This is a genomic window from Methyloprofundus sp. (genome assembly GCF_965251085.1).
Lineage (GTDB): Bacteria > Pseudomonadota > Gammaproteobacteria > Methylococcales > Methylomonadaceae > Methyloprofundus.
The window spans coordinates 4,282,630-4,305,420 of record NZ_OZ252594.1; the positions used below are offsets into that span (position 1 = coordinate 4,282,630).

Below are 22,791 nucleotides of genomic sequence, written 5' to 3' on the forward strand. Positions count from 1 at the left end.
TGAGTGTTGCTCCCCTCCCTGTTAGCAGTGTCAAAACTTTTCTAGACATATCGCTAAGCAACAATTGTCACTTATTTAAATTACCCGTTAATCTAGGGGAACCTCATACTGCCCCCTATTAGTCCGAAGTTTCGACGGGCGCAACCAGATCCAGTGGCACTAGTTTGATCTTGAAATCAGCATCGCTGGCACGTTCAAAATTTAAGATAGGCGGATAATCGGTAGACATCCATTGAGCATGAAACTTAGCCGGATCGCCTTTGGTTTCTATAATGGTATGAGTCAATTTATCAAGCGTCAGGTAAAAAAAATCAAGACTCAGCTTATTAGTCATAATTCCTTCCTGTTTGTACTCTGATTCAACTGAAAACCACTTGCCAGATTGTATTCCTCCAGCGCCATTGTTTAATGATTTAATAAAATCTTTCTGGTAACCCGGAGATATCAGAAACTCCGGATTACCCTGGATGCTTAAAAGACCATCAGAAATATTTTCAGTGTGCGCCACCAGTACGACTTCTAGGTCAGTAATTGTGGAAAAGTACTTTTCAATTTTCAACTGCGCATTTTTTTTGGATAAAGTTGGATTCAAATAGAGCCCCGGAACGATTTCCCTCCCCTCACCATTCCACATTTCGATAAATAGACTCACAGCATTTCGACCATAGGCATCATCAATAGCAATATAGGAAGCACGTTTGTTGGACGAAGCCGCTATCGCGGAGAAAAACAGCGCATCCCTTAAATTTAAAGTGTAACCTCATTGCCTGTTATATGCATAACAGGTAACTTGTAAGCTCATCCAACTAACAATAATGAGGTTACACTGTTATGACACCATCGATAGAGCTTAAATTCAACCATTATTATATCCAGCACTGTAAGCATTTAAAGCTTAAGGGACTGCAACCCAAAACCATTGACGCTTATTCACGCGCTATTCGCCGTATCGGGGAACACTTTCAGGGGCATCTGGATAACTTAACGCAAGATCAACTGGTGGATTATTTTCATGCTCTTTTAAGCCGCCTTTCCTGGAGTGCCGTGAAACTAGATCTCTATGGTCTCAAGTTTTTCTATACACATGTGCTACAAAAGCCGTGGGTTGATGTGCTAATGATTAAACCACCACGATGTACGCGTATACCCGATATTGTCACTGTGGTTGAAGCACAACAACTGTTTATGTCGACCCGTAATCTAAGCTATCGAGTTTTTTATTTTACGATTTACAGTCTAGGTTTACGTTTGGGCGAGGGCTTAAGCCTGAAAGTAGGTGATATTGATGCGACACGCATGCGGGTACATATTCGCAATGCCAAAGGCAATAAGGATCGGCTTGTGCCTTTGCCTGTGAATACCTTGAAGGTGTTGCGTAAGTTTTGGGCTGTGCATAAAAATCCAGTGCTGGTATTTCCCAACCGTGCCCGGGGTCTAAAAGGTGCACATCTTGCTGAATCCCCCCTTGATCGCGGTGGCATCCAGAAGACAATCCGTCTTGTGACGCAAGAAATGGGACTAAAAAAAAGATTTCCTGCCACTCGCTGCGCCACAGTTACGCCACTCACCTGTTAGAAGCCGGGGTTGATTTAGTTGAGTTGCAGAAGATTCTGGGCCATACCAGTTTAGTAACCACGGCTCGCTATACGCATTTGACCGATATTACCGATGAGAATGCAGAGCTGCACATTAATCAGTTAGTCAATGACTTTTCTATTCACTGGGGGCAGATTTCATGATAACCCTAGCTGCAGTGATTGATCAATTTCAGTCTGACTTTTTAAGCGAGTATCAATCTCGTTTACGCTCCAATCAGATCAGTGCATTACATGCCATGAAGAGCTGTCGGACACAGCTGAGTCCTGTGATGCAGGTTAACTGTGCAGACTGTGACTATCAAACCTTTGTGCCTCATTCCTGTGGCCAGCGTAACTGCCCGCATTGTCAACATCATGAGAGTCAACAATGGATTGAACGACAGGTACAAAAACAAGTCCCTGCTGATTATTTTATGAATACCTTTACCTTACCTGCGCAGTTAAGGTCGTTAGCCAGGCAGCATCCGCGGTTACTTTACAGTATGATGTTTGACTGTGCCTGGGCGACTTTACAGAGTTTTAGTAAAAATGATAAGCAGTTGCAAGGCGATGCCGGGGCGATTGCTGTCTTACATACACACTCACGCGAATTAAATTATCATCCGCATATTCATGTCATTATGCCTGCGGCAATCGTGGATAAAATCAAGAAGCTCTGGCGCACTAAGGAAGGCAAATACCTGTTTCATCATAAAGCACTAGCAAAAGTATTTCGTGCAAAGATGCTAGCGCGTATGAACGAAGAAAAGTTGCCATTTCCCACAGCTATTCCGGAAAAATGGGTGGTCGATTGTAAGTTTGTCGGTGCAGGCGATAAAGCATTGATATATCTGGGTCGATACCTGTATCGTGGTGTGATTCGTGAACAGGATATCTTATCCTGCCAAAATGGCAAAGTAACCTACCGTTATCAAGACAGCAAAACCAAACGCTATCAAACCAAAACGGTATCGGGGGCTAAATTTCTGTGGCTGGTGCTGCAACATGTTTTGCCTAAAGGCTTTCGTCGTGCGCGCAATTATGGCTTTTTACATCCGAATAGCAAGGGTGTTATTAAGTTGATTCACTCCCTGCTAAAGTTTGACCCGACGAAGATATTGCGTGCACTCAAAGTACGGCCGGCATTCAGTTGCAAATGTTGTGGCGGGGCGATGGTTGTTGGGCGTCGGCAAATACCCAGGGTGGAAATAATGTTTCAGCCTTTGCCAACTTAACAATTGGAATCACTAGCGCTTATGTAAATTTAAACACTTCGACCCAGGCTATCAGCGGATTAAATGCTGAGGGAGTTGCTTGGGCTAAAATCGGAGATTAAGGCAGAATTTTGCTCCGATACTTGGACTTTGAGAGTTGACTGCAATGGACAACGCTCAAAGTTCAGTTAAACAGGTAAAAACAGAGGTTCGATTCATCAGTCGGGCTGATCAACAAAAAGCTATTTTCATAGAGCGCATTAAATGAATTCCTACTATCGTGCCGGGCTTGTCCAACAAACGGTTCAGATTGTGGCTCGCTTCGCGATCACAATCTAACCTTATTCGTTAGCGCGGCCCTTACCAATCTGAACAAGCTCGTGAATCACTTCTTGATTTCGGGGGGAAAAGCGGTAGACTCCCTCGCGCATGGTTTCAATTTCCGAACTGGATGTTGCAGTAACAATGAGAACCGGGTTGAGATTTTTTTGGCTACTGGCCTCTACAATACTCTGAAATTGTTTGGATAGTGGTGCGCAGGCATGCGAATAAAGACAAACAAAATAACGAACACCCCGACCAATTTCCTCAGCGACTATTTGTTTAAGTTTCTCACCGTACTTATTTTTGTGATCAATAAAAGAAATATGGAAACGACGGCTTACTTCTGGGTGATCGACAAAAAACCAGCTTAGACCCTGAACCAGTTCCTGAGTACTTTCCCATGGCTGATTTAGGTCGTTGGTAATTGGGATCAATGTAACGATTTCGATCACTTCACTAGGATCTTGCTCCAAGTCTACCCAGGGGGTTTCCTGATCCATAAGATAATAAATCGATAGACCACAAGATAACAGGGTAATGAAAATATACATAATCAAAAATTTATGCCTTAAAATATACGGCACCGAAGCTTCATGATCTACCTTAAAAACATCCCTGTTTAGGACATAACTAATCAATATTGCAATTGCGAGCAGAATAGATCCGCCAGCCACTCCCAGAACTGTAAGTTTAAAATAGCTCATTTGGTAACCGGTATAGAACTTCATAATAAAAGTTACTACCGTGATAGGGGCATATAGTATGAATAAAGTCTTGTAGGTCTTATCCATAAAACTGGATGTAGCGCTCATAACAAAATTGGAATCCTTTTAAAGTTTGTAACAATTATTATACATAATCGTCTTATTGGTTTTTCTTCAGGCATGAAATTGAAATCGCTGATTACAAGTGATTATCTCACTATCGGCTAAGGAAAGAGGCAATTTTAGCTTGGTCGCACAACGCAGGCCAAAACGACGCATATGAGGCTTAGGACGTGTATTGCTTATACGGCCGGGGTGAAAAATTGTAAGGATTTTAAAGTTAGTTATACTTCGAGCGGTCACAGATGCGGTTGTATAGTGAGTTGATTTTTATCGATAGAAAAGCACTGAAACTGGCGCATAGTTGGCTAGGTAACGGTTTCAGCAACGTAGCTAGCGGCAAAACTCAGCCGCTAGAAATCCGCAGTCGTGACTGCGCGAAGTATAGATGGGGTTGCAATGCTTTTCGTCCAACAATCTTGAACTGAATATGAAGGGCGGAGGTCTGAAAAACCAATAAAGGTAAAAGAAACACCGCGGCAAGTCTTTCCGCTCCAGATCACTCGCCAGCTTTAACTATCCTACTTATGGTCGAATAATGCCTACCAAAATAATCACCTACTTCTTTTAATGTGTAGCCACCAGAAAGGTAAGCATTGAGTATTGCTTTTTTTGGATCATGATAAGTATTGTCATAATATTCCAGAGGCTTAGGCAGCTTCCTTCTTTGCAGCCAGGGCACCTCACTTAGCGTCTCCTTGTCATTAATTTGCTTTAGAATATTATTGATAAATTTTTCTGAACCAAGGAAAATCTGGTTCTGTAAATTCCCCCAGATTCGAGGCAGGCCAACTCCTTCCCTTACAAAATCAACATATTTTTCAATGGCTCTTTTTCGTTGTTTAGAAAATTGCCCCAATACCCAGCCGGCCTCAAGCCAAGACTGCGCAGCCTCTTCACCTATCATGGCCTTATAGCTGCTCCATTTCCAGTCTTTGAGATTTTTAATCATGCCGGCCCTAATTGGGTTTAACACAACATATCGCGCTAATTCCAACAGATATTCATCTCGCTCAACCAGGATACCTTTATACCTTCCCTGAAATACATGTCCTACTCGCCCATGCTGGCGATTATAATATTGTGTATACACACCATTCAATTGCCTCATGCCTTTTGAAAGATTGGCTTCCGCTGTTTCTATCACGATATGATAATGATTATCCATTAAACAGTAAGCATGACAACTCCAGTTAAAGCGGCGACAGATATTCCCTAAGTTATCTAGCCATTTTTCTCTATCTTCATCATTCTCATAGATATTCTCACGTCTATCCCCTCGCGAAGTAACGTGATACAAACCACCTGCTAGTTCTAGTCTTAAAGGTCTTGCCATAGATTATAGTTTAGCACAGAAAAATACGTTACGGAAAGACCTGACCCCTTTTTTCTGGAGTGGGGCCACCGTGGCGAATTAAACCACCAAGCCACGTAGCAGAAGCATCAGGAATTGTTAGATCTGTACGCCCTACTAACCATATAGCCACGGCTAATTTGTTCTAGCTATAAAGGGTAAGCATGGTAATGAGTTACACCCCAAGATGGACAAACCCATGAAAAGCATGTATAGTTTCTATCCAGTTTCTTGAGATAAAACGATGCAACTCAACCAAATATCAGTCAGGCCCATTTTAAAGCAAGAAGAACCAAAATATCAGGATTTGATGGAGGCCCAGCATTACTTAGGTGCTATTCCAAAAATTGGTGAAACCCTTTGGTATGTGGCCTATTCTGAAACAGAATGGATTGCACTGATCAGCTTTTCGGCCGCCGCATTAAAGTGTGCGGCTCGTGATAGCTGGATAGGATGGAGTTATCGCCACCAAACGGGCCGCTTAAAACTGATTGCCAACAACAGCCGTTTTTTGATATTACCGACGAGGCATGATAAAAACCTAGGATCACGCCTCCTTTCACTGTGCCTTAAACGCTTATCCAATGATTGGGTTGAAAAGTATGGACACCCTATTTTGTTGGTCGAGACCTTTGTCGATCCAAAGCGATTTCATGGAGGTGTTTATCGAGCCAGTAACTGGCAGGCTATTGGTTACACGAAAGGGTTTCGCAGGGTAACAGACGGTTACTCTGCTCAAACAGAGCACAAAAAGCTGATTTTCGTTAAGCCACTTCATCGTCGAGCACAATCTGTTTTATCTCACACTATATTAAGTCATCATTTTTTATTAGGTGAGGTAAAAATGAAAATAACGCGTCATCAAATGCGTTCATTACCGGATTTCTTCAAGGAAATTAATGATCCCCGTAGAGCCCAAGGGCGACGCCATAGAATACAGACTGTTCTGGGAATAGCCGCTGGAGCTGTGTTATGCGGCATGAGGAGCTATGAATCTATTTTTGACTGGGCTGAAAGCTTATCTCAAAAGTCCAGAGCGCATTTTCGTTGCCGTTATGATAAAGGCCGTTATGTGATTCCAAGCCTAAGCATTTTTAGAAATATCTTAGTAAGAGTAGACCCGAATGAACTTGACGCAGCCTTTAATGCCTGGAACAAAGCCTATGCCCAGGATGACAACTCACTCGCAATAGATGGCAAAGTCATGTGTAATGCGATTGATGAATCAGGGCGCCAAACACAAATAATGAGTGCTGTTGGGCATACCACAGGAATTTGCTACGCCCAAAAAAAGTAGGTACTTTGCCTGTTGGAGATGGGTCGGATGAAGTTAAGCAAACCAATGAAATAACATTTGCTCCGAAATTATTAGATACACTACCGATTGAAAATAAAGATATCACCAGCGATGCTTTGCACACCCAGACTGAATTCGCGCGTTATTTAGTAGAACAACGAAAAGCGCATTATTATTTTAGTGTCAAAGGAAACCAGCCGACACTGCTTGATGATATTACCACCTACTTTTCAAATGATAGCCGTTTGGCAGATTATGAAGACAAAGTGTCTGTCGGGCACGGACGAATTGAGATTCGTAGAATCTGGGTCACATCGGAATTAAGTGAGTATGTATTATTCCCTCATGTTGCCCAGGTTTATCGCATAGAACGAGAAATAACGGACAAGAAAAGTGGGAAAACATCACTTGCGACCGCTTACGGTGTGACCAGCAGAACAAAAAAAGACGCAGATCCGAAAACCATCTTATATAAAGTTCGAGGTCACTGGTCTATTGAAGTCAGTCATTATATTATTGACTGGGTTTTTGATGAAGATCGCTCAACAATTCGTACCGGTTATGGCCCTGAGAACATGACCCGTCTTAGGCGCTTTGCTATCGGATTAATAAAATCAAAAGTTGAGAAAGGGATTTCAAAGAAAATGAGGCAACTCAATAAGAATACCAGAGCTGTTTTAGACTATTTGAAAATTACAAAAAATACCAGGAGGCCTTGTGCCGCATAAGGTTTAGAATATGAACAAATTAACCCTGACCATATAGCATCACTACTATCAATCACTGTGTTAATGATGGTAGCATTTGCAGCTGTATGGGAACTTAATAGTGCAACGCCAATGAATGATAAATATTTGTTCACGATTAACTCCTTAATGATATGTATTGAGATAAATTCTAAAGCCTATATGTTGCTTATACACTTAGTATAATTTAATTTCAACTGAGTAAATTGGTCAAGTATCAAGAAAAAACCAAAAGTAAACCAAAAGAAACCAAAAGCAGAACCAAAAGGGTCAAAAACCAAAAGAAAACCAAAAGGGTCAGACTCGATTGAAAGTTAAAATAACTCAATGTCTGGAGTGGGTCGGCAGCCGACTGTTCAAAGCTCACTTCAAACTTACTTCAATATTTTCAAACTAGTGTCGCTTGACAGCCAGGAGCAGACAGAAATGAATTTCACTTTCAATCGAGTCCACCCTTTTGGTCCAACGTTGCAGTGCGATGCAGAGACGCTGCGCCTAGCGCAGCGAGCTCTCGCCCAAATGGGACAGTGTGAGCCGGCCGAGAAAGCCGTAGTGTTCGGAGCGCGTGACCCGACCTATGCGGGTGCACTCGCAACATCAACGGATCTCTCTCCGTGTATTTAGGAGAGCGCTCGGAACACTAGTGGCTAATTCGGAGTAATTCCAAAGGCCGTCGCCGAGATATGCGCTACGTAATCATCGGTACCGTCGATCCAGTGGCCCACAAAGCACGCTTCGCTAGCTTGTCGCGTTAGCGTCATCGGGATCTTGTTTAACGTGTCGGAGCCCGTCAAGCTGAGCGTGTTGCTTGACAGGTCAAAATCGTACGCCACTGCTCCAATGCAGGAGCTATCGGATACAGCTACGCCACTCATGATGATACTGCCGTTTGCCGTGGCGTCGGCGACAACGCCGTTGGTGGCTTCAACGCCTGTGCAAGGCGCGACATCTCCACCGACCGCTTCCCAATGAATATTGAGCGTACCCGCGACTTGCGAGCAGAACGCAGCATTAAACTCGGTAGGGGCTGCATCAAAATCTAATTTTGTCACTGAAACTAACGCCACGCCTGTGCTATTATCCACCCCTTCAACCAGTGCCGTCCAACTTCCCGCAGGTAAATCAACGACCATTGCCGCTTCTCTGCTATCAGGTGGAGCAGAACCTGTTGCACGTATTTCATCCGCTGTATCATCATCTTGCCAATTATCATTAACCTTAATGACTTCACCCGTCAGTGCATTTTTTAAGATTAACTGAGGGTCATCCAATAAACCTTGTACATTTTGTAGAGAAGGGGCAACGGATTTAATTAATACCCGAACCGTGCCTTTACCTACTATCACCATTCCTACCACCTGACGCTCATCATTGACACCAACAAAAGATTTTGTCGATAAATTCAGTAATGTTGCTGTTGAACTTTCCTCTGCTATTTCTTTGACTGAAACTAAAGCAATACCCGTAGTACCGCCTACGCCTTCAACCAGTGCTGTCCATGAACCAGCTGGTAAGTCAACCACCATAGCGGCTTCTAACAGATTATTGGGAACAGTATTACTAGCAATTAGTAAATCAACATTACCATCTAACCAATTATCATTAACCGCTACAACTTCACCCGTAAGGGCATTTTTTAACGTCAATTTAGGGTCACCTAGTAAATTAGCAACACCTTGCAAAGAAGGTGCTTCAGCTTTAATGCCAACCCGTATAGTTCCTGATCCCCTTATCACAATTCCAGCCACTTGACGTTGGTCATTGACTCCAACAAATGATTTTGTAGATAAATTGAGTATCCTAGCTCCGTCCGTCGCAACACCAACGCCAACATCCCCATCTCGAACTGCCCAACCCATACCTGCTCGGTTTTGATCTGAGCTCCCCCCCTGTCCAGTTCCGTAATCAAAAAAATACACCTTGATAGTTGGAGTACCCTCAGTGCTGGACCACATCTTCCCGGCCTGTAAGCCAACAAATGGTCCCGGGGCCGACACTGAAATACCGTTCTGATGAAACATGTAACCCATTTCGTTATCGCGACAAGCGACCTCCGTCGCGTTACTACAATCAACGAATGTAAAAGCCCTCTGCCCTCCCAAGTTGCCTACACCATCAGAGGCGGAACGTGAAAAACTTGGTAGACGCCAGTCGTCCCAGGTCCTATTGCGCGAAGGATCGAATATGCTGAGGTTTTTGGCCCACTCTATCGTCCCGAAAGCATCATTAGCCGACCTGAAGGGGCCAGTAACGTTGGGTGCGACGAAGCCACTAGGTTGCATCCATGTAATATCAAGAACGTCATCGTATACAAATCCACCCTGACGCAAATGCAGCTCTGCATGGGATGATATTGAGATAACAGCGCAAAATGCACCAATAATTTGCAATTTCTTCATTAAAATTCCTATATTATTTATTGAGCTAGAACATTTTAGTTCCTAGCTAACTTTATGCAAACGAATAGAATCAAGAGGGTGTGCGGCCGAGCAAGGTCGATAATTCCAGCGGGTGAAAGTCACGTTCTAGCAAGGTAGGTCAGACCCGATTGAAAGTGCTTTTGGGTTTTGTTATTTTGGTTTTCAAACTTGAACATTCCAGAGGGATGTTCAGATTTTTTATTTTTTATTTTTTATTTTTTATTTTTTATTTTTTATTTTTAACGAGATTATTATACCTTGAAATTCAAGAATATTCACTTTTAAGCCCTATTATTATAATTCTATAGTAGACCCTTTATTTGCATGGCCCTTTGTTTGAGTTCATCTTTTATGTTTTGGCACGTAATTCAAAACAGAAATAGGCTCTATCTTTTTAACATCAAAACCTTCAATTTCTTTACGCGTAATAATATGGCCTAGTCGACTTTCAATGGCGCATAAATTTTTAAAATTATCATTTGAAACAAAAGAGATGGCTTCGCCTGAAGAACCAAAAGGGTCGGACTCGATTGAAAATTAAAATAACTCAATGTCTGCATTGAGTCGGCAACCGACCGTTCAAAACACACACTTCAAACTTACTTAAATATTTTCAAACTAGTCGTTCGCTTGACAGCCAGGAGCAGACAGAAATGAATTTCACTTTCAATCTTTTGGTTTTTGAGCTTACCCCTGTTTCTTGATTGATAACTACTGTTGGAGTGCAAAACAACCAGACCGAGACAACAACTTGTTAGCAATTTTATCCAAGTAATTACCTACTATATTTCTTTAAAAACAATTGTTTTGTATCGTTATAATGATACAATAATTAAATGAAAGAGTTTATCGCATATGAAGGAGATAGTTTAACCATTGAATGGTTTTATGATGAAAATGGAAAGAGTGCTTCCCTAGATTATTTTGAATCCCTTTCTAATGCGCAAAAACGGAAAGTATTGATGCTCTTCAAGCGAATTGGTGATTTCGGAAAAGTATCTGATATTACAAAGTTCAGGAATGAGGGCGATAAAGTATTTGCTTTTAAGCCTCAACCAGACCGTTTCTTATCATTTTTTTATGTGGGTAAAAAGGTTGTCGTTACAAATGCATTTCGTAAAAAGTCACAAAAATTGCCTGAAAAAGAAAAGCACTTGGCTTTGCAACGAATGAATAGTTATGACTCTAGGGTCAAAAGTGGAGATTATTATGACGAATAAAAAGAAATCGACTTTTGATCGGTTTATAAATGAGCCAGAACAGAGGAAGAAATTTGAAAAAGAATATACACAGTTTCTTTTTTCAGAATTATTACTTGAAGCTATGGATGAAGAGCACATTAGTGTAAGAGAACTCTCTAAAGAATCTGGGATATCAACCTCTATAATACAAAATATGCGTTCAATGAAACCGACTAATATCACTATAAAAACGATGGCATCACTATTAAAACCTCTGGGTTATCAGTTGGTAGCGACAAAAGATGGAAAAAACGTAGAGTTATCTCTATAAAAAATTGCTAACAAGGCAAATCTAAAAACCAAAAGGAAAACCAAAAGGGTCAGACTCGATTGAAAGTGCTTTTGGGTTTTGCTATTTTGGTTTTCAAACTTGAAAATTCCAGAGGGATGTTCAGGTCTTTGCTTTATGATTTTCAACAAGAATATCATACCTGAAATTCAAGAATATTCACTTTTAAGCCCTATTATCATAATTCTATAGTAGACCCTTTGTTTGCGTTCATCTTTTATGTTTTGGCACGTAATTCAAAACAGAAATAGGCACTACCTTTTTAACATCAAAACCTTCAATTTCTTTACGCGTAATAATATGACCAAGTCGACTTTCAATGGCGCATAAATTTTTAAAATTATCATTTGCAACAAAAGAGATGGCTTCGCCTGAAGCACCCGCACGACCCGTACGGCCAATTCGATGAATATAATCATCACTCTCGTAGGGTAAGTCGTAATTAACCACGCGCGTCAGATTTTCGATATCAATTCCGCGGGAAGCAATGCCTGTCGCCACTAAAAATTTGAGTTTACCTGACTTAAAGTCGGCCAGTATCCTTTCACGAACGGCCTGGCTTCTACCACCATGAATGGCTTCAGCGATAATGCCGCGTTTCTCAAGTTGACTAACAAGTTTTGCTGCCGCGTGTTTTTTGTCTATAAAAATAAGCGCCATATCCCACTGCTGCTCTTTAATTAAATGACTTAGTAATGCAGATTTCTTGTCCTTGTCTACCGTGATTAACCACTGGTTAATTTTTGGTGTGGTTGCAGAATAAGGGGAAACTGAAATTTCCACGGCATCTTCATTGACGGTATCCGCTAAATAACGCACTTCTTCAGTTAGTGTGGCAGAAAACAATAAACTCTGGCGCTGGCTTGGCAGGCGGTCGATAATTTTTTCGATATCGTAGATAAACCCCATATCGAGCATTTTATCGGCTTCATCCAGCACCAATATTTCAAGTTCATCAAAATATAATGCACGTTGGTGTAGCATATCTATCAGCCGACCAGGCGTGGCAACTAAAATATCGACGCCGTCTATCAGTCGCTCTCTTTGAGGCTCTGAATCAACGCCGCCAACCATCACCATAGAGCTTAGATTTAAATATTGACTGTATTTAGCAACATTAGCCTCAACCTGGATTGCCAGTTCACGTGTAGGTGCAAGAATGAGCGCACGAATACGCTTACCACGTAGCTTACGATCGACATTAAACAACCCTAATATCGGCAACACAAAACTAGCCGTTTTTCCTGTAAGTACTTACGCAAAATTAATTTAACGAAAAAAGGTGTCATAATAAACAATTATTTTGCTGACTCTAAATGTTTGTGCTCTATATAAAACACCTACTCCCAGAAGAAATTACTGCTTTAAATGTGATGCATAAAAACCATCCACTTCATTTAAGTAGAAGTCGAGCTCATGCTATTTTATTAAGTTTCAAAGAGCATTCTGTTCCCATGATTTGTTCTATTTATAACGTATGCCGCCAAACTGTTTCCACTTGGTTTTCTAACTGGGAAAAGAATGGAATCGATGGATTGGTTGACTGTCAGGGAAGAGGACGGCGAGGTATTTTAACTGAAAAACAACAAATAAGCTTAGTCCAGAGAGTTGAAAAATCTCCTAGATCATTAAAATCAGTACTAGCAAAATTTGAAGAAGATCTAGGCATTTCAGTTAGCATTGATACTATAAAACGTATTTGTAAACAAGCTGATCTTGTTTGGAAACGAGTTAGAAAATCCTTAAGGATAAAGCGTAATCAAGATAAATTTGATTTGGCAACCGATGAAATAAAAGAATTAATACAACAACATAAAGAGAATGAACTTGATTTGTGCTACTTTGATGAGTCGGGGTTTACACTAGAACCCTGTGTTCCTTATGCTTGGCAACAGTCAGGTGAGACGATTGAAATACCAAGCTCAAACAGCAAGCGTCTTAATGTATTAGGTTTTGTTAACAGAGATTGCAGGTTTGATTCTTTTGTTTTTGAAGGGAGTGTAAACACTTCGGTTGTTGTGGCTTGTATTGATGAATTTGCTAAACAGATTAAAAAACCAACAACTCTTATTATTGATAATGCATCGACTCATACGAGTAATGAATTTAATGAAAACCTTGAAAGGTGGAAAGAAAAAAACCTATCCATTTACCGTATACCGCCATACTCACCCGAGTTAAATATTATCGAGATTATATGGCGTAAAATAAAATACGAATGGCTTCCTTTTTCAGCTTATGAATCCTATGCCTCTCTTCAGGAAGAATTATTTAAGGTGCTGTCTAATATTGGAAAGAATTACAAAGTAGAGTTTGCATAAAAGGTTAAATTAATTTTGCATGGGTACTTACCTGTCTGTGCGGCGGCGACTAAGTCTCTACCCGATAAGATAATAGGGATGGCCTGTTTCTGGATAGCCGTGGGCGAGGTATAACCTGCCTCAGCGACAGCTTTTAAAATAGGATCGCTTAATTTAAGTTTTGAAAATGACATAAAAAGTCTCGGGTATAGAAAATCATGGAGTGAAAATTATAGGGTCAGCCAATTTGAAATGGCAATAAAAAAAATTTAGATAATTATCAAAGTTTTTAATGCAAGAAATTAGAATTGATTTGCATAATTATTTTACTCCATATATCCTTACTTGGTATTACTTTTATAGGCATCATAATTATGCAATCCACATCAGTTACAAGCAAAGGCCAGATAACTATTCCTAAACATATTCGACAACAACTTGGAATCCGTAAAGGAAGTAAATTGGAGGCTGCTATCGTGGGAAATCATATTGAATTGTATATTGATAGCATACCATCCAACATTACTTCTACTGGCTTTGCAATGCTGAAAAGCAAGCGCCCTGCCGTACCAACAGATTTTGACCCTGCAAGTTTATTAAGCAATGATAGGACTTGATACTAATATTTTAGCTCGCTACTACATTCAGGATGAAGCAGATGTAGAAGCTGAAAAACAACATAAATCAGCTCGAAAATTGGTGGAATCGGGCGAACCATTAATGGTTTGCAAAACGGTTATCCTCGAATTTGAATGGGTAATGCGAGGTTATTATCAATTTACTTGCTCTGATGTTAGTGCTGTTTTTCAACATTTATTATCTTTGGAACACATAATGGTAGAGGATCATGCTTCTATGCTGCGAGCAATCGCCAACTTTGAACTTGGCTTCGATTTTGCTGATGCTTTACACCATGCCAGCTATACAAATTGCACTAGCGTAGCTTCTTTTGATGATAAAAAATTTGCGAGGCGCGCCAAACGAAATGGTTTAATGCCTTCTGTTATAGTACCAAAATAAAAAATTTCAAGTTACTCACTTGTTTTTTAACTGCTCGCACTTTAAACCCTATGATAAGTTCTATTGTACGCAGCCCAGAATCCATTAGAACAGTCTATTATTTATGGGCATTTGTCGCTATGTTGTATGCTTTCTATATTTGGGGGCATATCCCTGTCTCTAATGTCTGCTATGCTTTGAGTGACCAATATACTCCCGGTGTCTATCGCCATTATGTGCTTTTAGCTGGGAAAGTGCTGCTGGTCGCTTTTATTTCCTGGCTGATTTATTTACTGCTAAAAGCTCAGCAAAGACTCCTCAAGAGTATCGCCTGGATAATGTTTGCAAGCATGTTGTTTTTCTATTATGTCGATCTGGTCAAAATTTCCATAGAATATGTGCATTTTGTCCAGTACTGCCTTTTAACAATTCTACTGTGCATGATCTACGCAAAGAAAGTTTATCTAGCTATTGTATTAGCCTTAGTGGCTGGCTTATTAGATGAAGTCTATCAGGCCTTGCCAAAAGACCCGATGAATTGGCGAGATACCCTGCTAAATGTCGTAGGTGTTATCTGGGGAGGCTTATTATATTGGACTATGCATAGACCTAAAAACGCCAATTGAACCTAGAAAAATCAGTTGAAAGCTATATCTTCTAATAACTTGATGAAAAGATATTGTTTTTAGGAAGACGCAAAGCAAAACGAGAAAGATTGCAGACAGACTCGACTCGATTGAAACCTTTTAAAAATTCAGCCAGCACCTTACGGAACTGGCTTTGTGGCACTTCCAGTTGGCCTTAAAAACTGCCAAGAATCGCATTAAAACTTGCGCTTGGACGCATCGCTTGTGCGGCCAGTATATGATCTGGACGAAAATAACCGCCGATATCAACCGCCGCACCTTGCACAGCATTTAGCTCTGCAACAATCTTAGCCTCATTATCCGTTAACTGCTGTGCGATAGGCGTAAACTTAGCCTGTAAGTCTAAATCATCATCTTGCTCAGACAGGGCTTGCGCCCAATACATGCCCAGATAAAAATGACTGCCACGCGTGTCCAGCTCGCCCACTTTACGCGAGGGTGATTTATTATTGCTTAAAAATCGGCTATTTGCTGTATTCAAAGCTGCCGCAAGAACCTTCGCTTTTTCATTCTGAGTTTTTAATGCCAGATCTTCCAGAGAGACAGCCAGTGCTAAAAATTCACCCAGTGAATCCCAGCGTAAATGGTTTTGCTCTAGAAACTGCTCTACATGTTTAGGCGCTGAACCACCTGCACCTGTTTCAAAAAGCCCACCACCGGCTAGCAAAGGCACGATGGACAACATTTTCGCACTGGTGCCTAATTCTAAAATAGGAAATAAATCAGTCAGGTAATCCCGCAGTACATTACCCGTTACCGATATGGTGTTTTCACCTGCCCTCACCCGTTGCAAGGTGTAACGTATCGCAGCTACCGGTGGCATAACCTGAATATCCAGACCGCTAGTATCATGGGATTGCAAATAGCCTTCCACAATAGATATCAGATTGGCATCATGCGCGCGGTTTTTATCCAGCCAGAATATTGCCGGTTGACCGGTTGCCCTTGCCCGATTAACCGCTAATTTAACCCAGTCCTGAATAGGTAAATCTTTCGTTTGGCACATGCGCCAGATATCACCTTGCTCAACCTTATGTTCCAGCAAGATTTTTCCTGCACTATCTGTAACTCGCACCATACCGCTTTCAGGTATTTCGAAGGTTTTATCATGCGACCCGTATTCTTCTGCTTTCTGCGCCATCAAGCCGACATTACTGACATTACCCATAGTGGTAACATCAAAAGCACCATGCTGCTGGCAAAACTCAAATACTTGCTGATAAATACCAGAATAACAGCGATCCGGAATCATCGCTTTAGTATCATGTAACTGCCCATCTGGCCCCCACATTTTCCCAGAAGAGCGTAATGCGGCGGGCATTGATGCATCCACAATCACATCACTGGGAACGTGTAAATTGGTAATTCCTTTATCTGAATTAACCATCGCCAATTCTGGCTGGGTCTGATAAACCGCTTGAATATCGGCTTCGATGGTTTTACGCTGGTCTTCTGGCAGGCTGGCTATTTTTGCATACACATCACCCAAACCATTGCGCGTATCAACTCCCAGTTGCTTAAAAGTGTCCGCATGTTTGCTAAACACATCCTGATAATAAACACTGACCGCATGCCCGAACATAATAGGATCAGACACTTTCATCATGGTCGCTTTTAAGTGCAAGGACAAAAGTACACCTTGGGCCTTGGCATCTGCAATAGACTCTGCAATGAAAGCGCGTAATGCCGTGCGACTCATAAGTGCGGAATCGATAACTTCACCCTGCAATACCGGGGTTTTCTGTTTTAATACCTGAACCTGGCCGTTATCGCTTTGAAATTCAATTTTAACATCACCCGCAGTTTCAATCACCGCAGATTGCTCACTTGAATAAAAGTCCCCTTCGCTCATCGAAGCAACATGCGATTTAGAATCAGCTGTCCATGCACCCATGGAATGAGGATGTTTCCGAGCATATTCCTTAACCGGAGCGGCGACACGCCGGTCGGAATTACCTTCTCGTAGCACTGGGTTAACTGCGCTCCCTAGCACTTTGGCATAACGCGCCTGAATGCTCTTTGCTGCGTCCGTAGCAGGGTTTTCAGGGTAATCAGGTAGATCAAAGCCTGCATTCTGTAATTCCTTAATGGCTGCCTTTAGCTGTGGAATAGATGCGCTGATATTGGGTAATTTAATGATATTTGCATCAGCTGTTTTCGCCCAATCACCCAATTCTGCCAGTGCATCACTTTGCTGTTGTTCAGCTGTTAGATTTTCGGGGAAATTAGCGATAATACGTCCTGCAAGGGATATGTCTCTAGTTTCCACGGCTACGCCTGCCGCTTTTAAATAAGATTGCACGATGGGCAAAAAGGAATACGTGGCTAAAGCAGGTGCTTCGTCAGTTTCTGTATAGATAATTTTAGAACTTGGCATGATGTGTAGTCGAATATGTCTGTGGTAAAAATTGCTGGAATACGGGTATTCTTAACCCGCAATAAGCCAGCCTGATTCGGTTTGTAATCTTGAGTCTATTTAACAGGTATTGCTTTGGAAATTCAATAGCTATAAAAAAACCAGCTTTCTTTATTACGCGCTAATATATCGCTTATTGAGCAGGGCAAGAAGGTCCTGCGGCAATGTTTATTGCTTTGGAAAGTCTTTCAAACAACAACGCCCCGAAGGATTGCGTGTAGCGCAGGCGCATGTATGTAGTCTGGTTTGCTGAATAACAAAAGCTTTGGCTTCCGAGTTGTGCAGAGCATCATCGCTATTAACGCCGAAACAGTAACAGATTAGCGCATCCTTTGTTTGCGCTTTAATGCCAACAATAGTGCGTAAATCACCGGCATTAATGACACTACCGTCCTGAGCAAAGTACACCACATCACAGGCAGGGTTATCACAAAAATAATACCCTTGATCTTTAAAGTTCATAAGCCACGGTTTATTGATATGTTGCAGCATAGTTGCGATAGAAACCTCTAAATTTTTCTGAGTACAGGCGGGGCAGCTATCTTTTTTTGGAGCTGTGTTTCCGGATGAACAGCAGTCAGACATAATCTTCTCTCAATAATTAAGGAATGTGCACGAAATAAAATCTACAACAAGTAATGGAAGCGGGATCTTTAGTCCCGCCATTTCCATGCGGGACTAAAGATCCCGCTTCCAAGTTGACTAATTTTTTTCGTGCACACTCCTAAAGCGATTGCACTGCAGTTTATTCAGCGGAAGCCAGCATAACGTCGACATATTTATCCTGGCTGATTAGTTTCCAGGCATCTTCGTAACTGATTATATCTTCATGATTAGCGCGCCAGTGCGCATCGATACCATCCCAGCCATGGGTGGAAAAAACATGGCCACACTCTGGGCAGACTTTATTATTCAATGCATTCCAGGTAGCGTCGGCAACGGCCTGTTTATCTAGACAATGAACTCGACTTTTTTGCATATGCTTATAATAGCTACTGACATGAATACAAACGCAGACCCAAAAGCCACCGTTTTCTTGTTCAGTTGCCGGATAAACTTCTACTTTTGTTTTCATTTTTTTCTCCCCCTAGCCTAAGGACCACGAGCAATTATATCTTAACTCACCCAGTTTTTATGTGCTTTGTCCTGTCTCTTTACGGCTTTCCTGAATTGCTAATTGTAATTCCAGGCGCTTTTTATCCAACTCCAGTAACTCTATTTCTCGGCGCAAATAAATATCAGAATTTGTGGTGTTATTATAATTCTCTTTCAGAAGTTCCATTTGCAATTTCTCTTCGCGCATTTTATAAGCCGTTTCCATTTCAAATCTTAATTTCTTTTGCTGTTGCTCTTTTTCTAATTCAAGCACGTGCGCTTTATCTTTAGCCTCTAACCAAAGCGCCTGTTCCTGCTCAAATTTTTCTATATCCGCATTTAACTTCTGGTCTTTTAACAAAGCCTGATGGCCCAACTCTTCAGACTGAGATTTCTGCTCGGCATTTCTAGTGCGTTTTTCTTGTTCCTGTTTTGCCTGCAGTTGCACATCCAGAGTAATATCATTGAGATAGTTATCATGATGAATTTTATCGCCATGCAAACGCGACTCTATAATAAACTGCTCTTGCTGTTGCTCCTGCTGGTCCAGCAATAATTGCTGTTGCTGCTGCGCATCTTGCGCCTGCTTCTGACGATCTATTTCGGCATCCTGTTTAAATTGCCCCAGTTGTTTTTGCTGATGCACCAGACGCTGTTGCTGTTCCTCCTGCTGCTGACGAAAGCGTTCGTCCCTCTGCTCTTCAGATACCTCATAACTCTTTTTCAGTACACTCAGATAAACCGTTTCTTTACCTAACTTCACATCGGGAAATTCTAAAAAACTGGCCTGAATAGAACAACGCGCCTGCGCATCGATACTTTCTATCATAAGCATTTCACTCACCGAGATGGCTATGGCTTTTTCTATATCATCCAGACCAGAACGGACCCACTCATCATCTTTTAAACTGAGTAAGTGTTTATGGATTCGGTCACTTATCGATTTTTGGTAGGTATTTTTTATATGCTGGTTAATTTCTGGCAGTCTCTCTAACTGGCTTTGCGCATATTCGAGTGTTGCCTGAAAACGTATATCCAGTTGTGTATCTATAGTGCAAAATTCATCATACAGTTGAATTTGTTCACTGATGCGCCAATCTTCAACTGATAAAGGATAAAGGGTATGATAAAAACGCTTAACAAAATTTTCCGGGCGCAAATACACTTTATGATACGGGCCAAAATCCCTAATAACCAATTGCCGCCCTGCTTCAAAGTTAACTTCCCATAACTCAGAATCCTGCGCCTGGTCATGTTCCACCGCGCCTTCAATTAGCCACCGCTCTATATCTGTGCCTGGATTATACATGCTCACCAACTCGCTTAGCCAGCTTTGCCTCTTCACGCAATTTAGTGATTCTATCCCCCATCTTTGCTGCGATTAAGGGATATAAATTAGGTGCAAACTCAACGGTTCTTTTATCTATTTTTCGCAGAAACCCCCGACTTAGCAATAAGCCAACGGCAAACATTCGCGACCAATCCGAGTAACGCCTGGCTTTCTCGATATTGCTTTTCTCGATAATCATTTCCAGTTCATCGTTTTCGTTGATGCGAAACTGGGTGAATTGTCGTAAGCATTCAAAAACCAGCTCTTCTTCATCCGCTGTTAAAGGACCGGGTGCTGTAAATTCCAAGCGATACGAGAGCAGCACGGTAAAAAAATCAACCATGGCCGCGCAGCCAAAAGCAAATAATGAAAAGCCATTCCACATCGCCATGCTCGGCTTTACATCCTCAATAAACTGCTTATAGGTCAGCAGCATAGGAGGGTCCGGCAAGGACTGCCCAAACTCACTGGACAACTGATTGACCTTGAACTGGACATTTTGAAAGCTGCTAAGCACATCGTAATAAGCCGTTTCAACATTCGTAGCAATGTCCAGATTGGCCAGATTGAATTGCAGCTGTTGCACGCTTTCATCCAATGCCGAAAACTTTATTTCCAGCTCGCTCAAAGCCTGTTTTTTAGCCAGGTAAATTTCATTATAGCGCTTCCAGAATGGCCCTTTCCCTACCTGATTCCGATATCCCGAGACGATTTCAGGGTGCGTTCCAAAATATGCCTGCGAAACATCTTTGGACGCCAACTCTAGCTCTGCCCGCTTTTCTGCCAGCAATTTACCTTTAAACGGCAGAACCTCATCCAGATAAGATTTTAAATCTGTTCTGATATGGTTCAGGCGCTGTATATGAATGCTGTCCTTTTCAGACACTTCATAAAACTTAAAATAAGAAAAAGACACCGATGCGACTAATGCAATCACCAAGGAAAACAACACTGAAGCATAGCGGGTACGATTTGCACTCCAGTGTATACCAGCCAGTTCCAGAGTACAGATGACCACGATAGATTGAATTGCAATAGTAATTACCAGGGCAATCCACGGCAGAATAAAGTGCGACATCCCATAATATGTCGTAAAGCCTGAGGCAACACTTAACATTAAGACGATAGGAATCGTCCATATTCTTAACATGCCGACAAATAATGTCTGAATACGATTAATTAAATAACCGACGCCAGCCGCTTTAATTTTTATTTTTTTTGGGCTACTCATTGCTTAACAACTTCTGTGTCTGGCCTTATAAAGACCGAAAATGCTTTTACTTTTATCACACTCTTTAGTATCGAGTCAAAACTCTGTTTTACAGATGCGAAATAAATTCTGTCTCCAGCCCACTATTATTACTTTCAAACAAGAAGGAGTAGTGTGGCATGACAGTACTTAACCCTTACAAACCTCCCACCTTATCTAAAACTAGAAAAATTAGCTCACTATATGACCGCGCTAAGTATAGCTGAAATGGCTATTGCTTTAAACTCATCATATTTACTCGGTACGCAAAGCCTCCAGCGGCTGCAATCGTGCCGCTTTCATCGCAGGTATAACTCCAGCCAGCAAACCTATTACCAGTGAAACGGCAAAGGCAGCCATAATATAGGTCCAGGCTAACTGCACCGGCAAACCAGGCACTGCTAAAGCAATGATTTGTACGCTTAAAATGCCTAAACCGCCCCCTATAAATCCACCTAGCAGACTCAGCACCAACGCTTCAAATAAAAATAACGTAAAAATGGTGCTCTGCTCAGCGCCAACTGCACGTAATAATCCAATTTCAGAAATGCGTTCAGACACTGCGATAGTCATAATGGTTAAAATACCCACCGAGCCCACTAGCAGTGAAACCCCTCCCAAAGCAGCAACCGAAAGAGTCAAAATGTTTAATATGGAATCCATACTTTTAAGCATTTGATCCTGAGTAATCAGGCTAAAATCTTCACTACCATGCCGGGTGATCAATAAACGGGTAATCGATTTTTCTATGCTGCTCGCCGCTGTATTACCTTTATATAAAACATCAATTTCCATAACACCCTGACGATCAAATAAAGCCAGCGCTTTTGCAGTAGGAATAAAAATCGTATCATCCATATCGAAACCCATCATCTGACCTTTTTTCTGCATAACACCCAATACGCGAAAGCGATCACTGCCGATACGAATACGCTGGCCCAATGGACTAATTCCTGCAAATAGCTCAACAGCCAGCTTATGCCCCAGCACGGCAAAGGCGCGAGGGTTCGCTTGTTCATGCGCAGGTAAAAACCGTCCACTGGCAACCTTTAACTTCCACACTTCGGGCACTGAAGCACCCACCCCCAGCACCGTCGTACGGCGCTGTTTTTTACCTGCTTCTATACGCGCATTCCCCTGTACCAACGGCAATGCAGCAAGAATATTATCTAGTTTGGCAATAGCCAGTGCATCATCAATTGTTAAAGGCCGCACGGTACTGATTGTTGCACCGGACAGGCCTAAGGTTGTAGTTTTCCCCGGAAATACAGCCACTAAATTTGTCCCGAACTGAGTAAACTCGGCTAAGACATAGGTATGAATCCCACGCCCGATCGAAGTTAAAATTATCACCGCAGCAATACCGATAACCAAGCCTAATGCAGTTAAGCTGGAACGCAGTTTATGACTGATAACAGTTCTATATGAATGACTTATTAAATCGGTAAAAAGCATAATACAGTTTGCCT

At 41.7% G+C, this 22,791-nt stretch carries 20 protein-coding genes and 2 pseudogenes; 10 read left to right on the plus strand and 12 right to left on the minus strand.

Annotated features, from left to right (window positions below):
- Nucleotides 1-118: 118 nt before the first annotated feature.
- On the minus strand, nucleotides 119-634 hold the full coding sequence (locus ACQY3F_RS20115) for a hypothetical protein (RefSeq protein ID WP_428356838.1): 516 nt from the start codon (nucleotides 632-634) through the stop codon (nucleotides 119-121).
- Nucleotides 635-831: 197 nt separating this feature from the next.
- On the opposite strand from ACQY3F_RS20115, the pseudogene ACQY3F_RS20120 reads away from it, so the two are divergent.
- Both ACQY3F_RS20120 and ACQY3F_RS20125 read left to right on the plus strand, forming a co-directional pair.
- A pseudogene (locus tag ACQY3F_RS20120) lies at nucleotides 832-1,739 on the plus strand (tyrosine-type recombinase/integrase).
- Entirely contained in the window at nucleotides 1,736-2,812 is a 1,077-nt protein-coding gene (locus tag ACQY3F_RS20125) for an IS91 family transposase (RefSeq protein WP_428352924.1), read from the plus strand. Before ACQY3F_RS20120 ends, ACQY3F_RS20125 begins: the two are co-directional and overlap by 4 nt.
- 320 nt (nucleotides 2,813-3,132) lie before the next feature.
- Here ACQY3F_RS20125 and ACQY3F_RS20130 read toward each other — a convergent pair whose 3' ends face one another.
- Nucleotides 3,133-3,927 (minus strand): hypothetical protein, encoded by a 795-nt coding sequence (locus tag ACQY3F_RS20130; RefSeq protein ID WP_428356839.1) that lies wholly within the window; start codon nucleotides 3,925-3,927, stop codon nucleotides 3,133-3,135.
- Between the two features lie 511 nt (nucleotides 3,928-4,438).
- Nucleotides 4,439-5,275 (minus strand): REP-associated tyrosine transposase, encoded by an 837-nt coding sequence (locus ACQY3F_RS20135; RefSeq protein ID WP_428356841.1) that lies wholly within the window; start codon nucleotides 5,273-5,275, stop codon nucleotides 4,439-4,441.
- A 262-nt stretch (nucleotides 5,276-5,537) separates the two neighbouring features.
- Between ACQY3F_RS20135 and ACQY3F_RS20140 the strand changes: the two genes are divergently transcribed.
- Nucleotides 5,538-6,590 (plus strand): Druantia anti-phage system protein DruA, encoded by a 1,053-nt coding sequence (locus tag ACQY3F_RS20140; RefSeq protein WP_428353913.1) that lies wholly within the window; start codon nucleotides 5,538-5,540, stop codon nucleotides 6,588-6,590.
- Complete coding sequence (locus ACQY3F_RS20145; protein ID WP_428353157.1) at nucleotides 6,569-7,318, plus strand: ISAs1 family transposase; 750 nt, start codon at nucleotides 6,569-6,571, stop codon at nucleotides 7,316-7,318. The genes ACQY3F_RS20140 and ACQY3F_RS20145 overlap by 22 nt, the downstream gene beginning before the upstream one ends.
- A 665-nt stretch (nucleotides 7,319-7,983) precedes the next feature.
- Here the strand turns inward: ACQY3F_RS20145 and ACQY3F_RS20150 are convergent.
- Nucleotides 7,984-9,735: a hypothetical protein gene (locus tag ACQY3F_RS20150; protein ID WP_428356842.1), complete on the minus strand. Its 1,752-nt coding sequence runs from the start codon at nucleotides 9,733-9,735 to the stop codon at nucleotides 7,984-7,986.
- 857 nt (nucleotides 9,736-10,592) lie between these two features.
- Between ACQY3F_RS20150 and ACQY3F_RS20155 the strand changes: the two genes are divergently transcribed.
- The gene (locus ACQY3F_RS20155) at nucleotides 10,593-10,976 is read left to right on the plus strand and encodes a type II toxin-antitoxin system RelE/ParE family toxin (protein ID WP_428356843.1); all 384 of its coding nucleotides are present in this window, start codon (nucleotides 10,593-10,595) and stop codon (nucleotides 10,974-10,976) included.
- A complete protein-coding gene (locus tag ACQY3F_RS20160; RefSeq protein WP_428356845.1) occupies nucleotides 10,966-11,268 on the plus strand; it encodes a helix-turn-helix domain-containing protein in 303 nt (100 codons plus the stop codon). Before ACQY3F_RS20155 ends, ACQY3F_RS20160 begins: the two co-directional genes overlap by 11 nt.
- 228 nt (nucleotides 11,269-11,496) lie before the next feature.
- Here ACQY3F_RS20160 and ACQY3F_RS20165 read toward each other — a convergent pair whose 3' ends face one another.
- The gene (locus tag ACQY3F_RS20165; RefSeq protein WP_428357754.1) at nucleotides 11,497-12,105 is read right to left on the minus strand and encodes a helicase-related protein; all 609 of its coding nucleotides are present in this window, start codon (nucleotides 12,103-12,105) and stop codon (nucleotides 11,497-11,499) included.
- Between the two features lie 9 nt (nucleotides 12,106-12,114).
- Nucleotides 12,115-12,522: pseudogene (locus ACQY3F_RS20170) on the minus strand (DEAD/DEAH box helicase); the annotation flags it as partial.
- 80 nt (nucleotides 12,523-12,602) lie between these two features.
- Between ACQY3F_RS20170 and ACQY3F_RS20175 the strand changes: the two are divergent.
- From ACQY3F_RS20175 to ACQY3F_RS20190, 4 genes are all read left to right on the plus strand, one after another.
- On the plus strand, nucleotides 12,603-13,607 hold the full coding sequence (locus tag ACQY3F_RS20175; protein ID WP_428353111.1) for an IS630 family transposase: 1,005 nt from the start codon (nucleotides 12,603-12,605) through the stop codon (nucleotides 13,605-13,607).
- Nucleotides 13,608-13,960: 353 nt separating this feature from the next.
- A complete protein-coding gene (locus tag ACQY3F_RS20180; RefSeq protein WP_428356846.1) occupies nucleotides 13,961-14,203 on the plus strand; it encodes an AbrB/MazE/SpoVT family DNA-binding domain-containing protein in 243 nt (80 codons plus the stop codon).
- Entirely contained in the window at nucleotides 14,190-14,606 is a 417-nt protein-coding gene (locus ACQY3F_RS20185; RefSeq protein WP_428356848.1) for a type II toxin-antitoxin system VapC family toxin, read from the plus strand. The genes ACQY3F_RS20180 and ACQY3F_RS20185 overlap by 14 nt, the downstream gene beginning before the upstream one ends.
- Before the next feature lie 50 nt (nucleotides 14,607-14,656).
- Nucleotides 14,657-15,211 carry a VanZ family protein gene (locus tag ACQY3F_RS20190; protein WP_428356850.1) on the plus strand — a complete coding sequence of 185 codons (555 nt, stop codon included), beginning with the start codon at nucleotides 14,657-14,659 and terminating at the stop codon, nucleotides 15,209-15,211.
- Nucleotides 15,212-15,386: 175 nt separating this feature from the next.
- Here the strand turns inward: ACQY3F_RS20190 and ACQY3F_RS20195 are convergent, their stop codons facing one another.
- The 6 genes from ACQY3F_RS20195 to ACQY3F_RS20220 all read right to left on the minus strand — a co-directional run bounded on the left by ACQY3F_RS20195 (nucleotide 15,387) and on the right by ACQY3F_RS20220 (nucleotide 22,777).
- The gene (locus tag ACQY3F_RS20195; protein WP_428356851.1) at nucleotides 15,387-17,609 is read right to left on the minus strand and encodes an NADP-dependent isocitrate dehydrogenase; all 2,223 of its coding nucleotides are present in this window, start codon (nucleotides 17,607-17,609) and stop codon (nucleotides 15,387-15,389) included.
- 207 nt (nucleotides 17,610-17,816) lie between these two features.
- Nucleotides 17,817-18,233, minus strand: coding sequence for a putative iron-sulfur cluster-binding metallochaperone (locus ACQY3F_RS20200; protein ID WP_428356853.1), 417 nt, complete (start codon nucleotides 18,231-18,233; stop codon nucleotides 17,817-17,819).
- 160 nt (nucleotides 18,234-18,393) lie between these two features.
- Nucleotides 18,394-18,723, minus strand: a complete 330-nt coding sequence (locus ACQY3F_RS20205; RefSeq protein WP_428356855.1) for a hypothetical protein — start codon at nucleotides 18,721-18,723, stop codon at nucleotides 18,394-18,396.
- Nucleotides 18,724-18,780: 57 nt separating this feature from the next.
- On the minus strand, nucleotides 18,781-20,052 hold the full coding sequence (locus tag ACQY3F_RS20210; RefSeq protein WP_428356856.1) for a hypothetical protein: 1,272 nt from the start codon (nucleotides 20,050-20,052) through the stop codon (nucleotides 18,781-18,783).
- On the minus strand, nucleotides 20,045-21,304 hold the full coding sequence (locus ACQY3F_RS20215) for a hypothetical protein (protein WP_428356857.1): 1,260 nt from the start codon (nucleotides 21,302-21,304) through the stop codon (nucleotides 20,045-20,047). The genes ACQY3F_RS20210 and ACQY3F_RS20215 overlap by 8 nt, the downstream gene beginning before the upstream one ends.
- Nucleotides 21,305-21,577: 273 nt before the next feature.
- Nucleotides 21,578-22,777, minus strand: a complete 1,200-nt coding sequence (locus tag ACQY3F_RS20220; protein ID WP_428356858.1) for an ABC transporter permease — start codon at nucleotides 22,775-22,777, stop codon at nucleotides 21,578-21,580.
- Nucleotides 22,778-22,791: the final 14 nt, after the last annotated feature.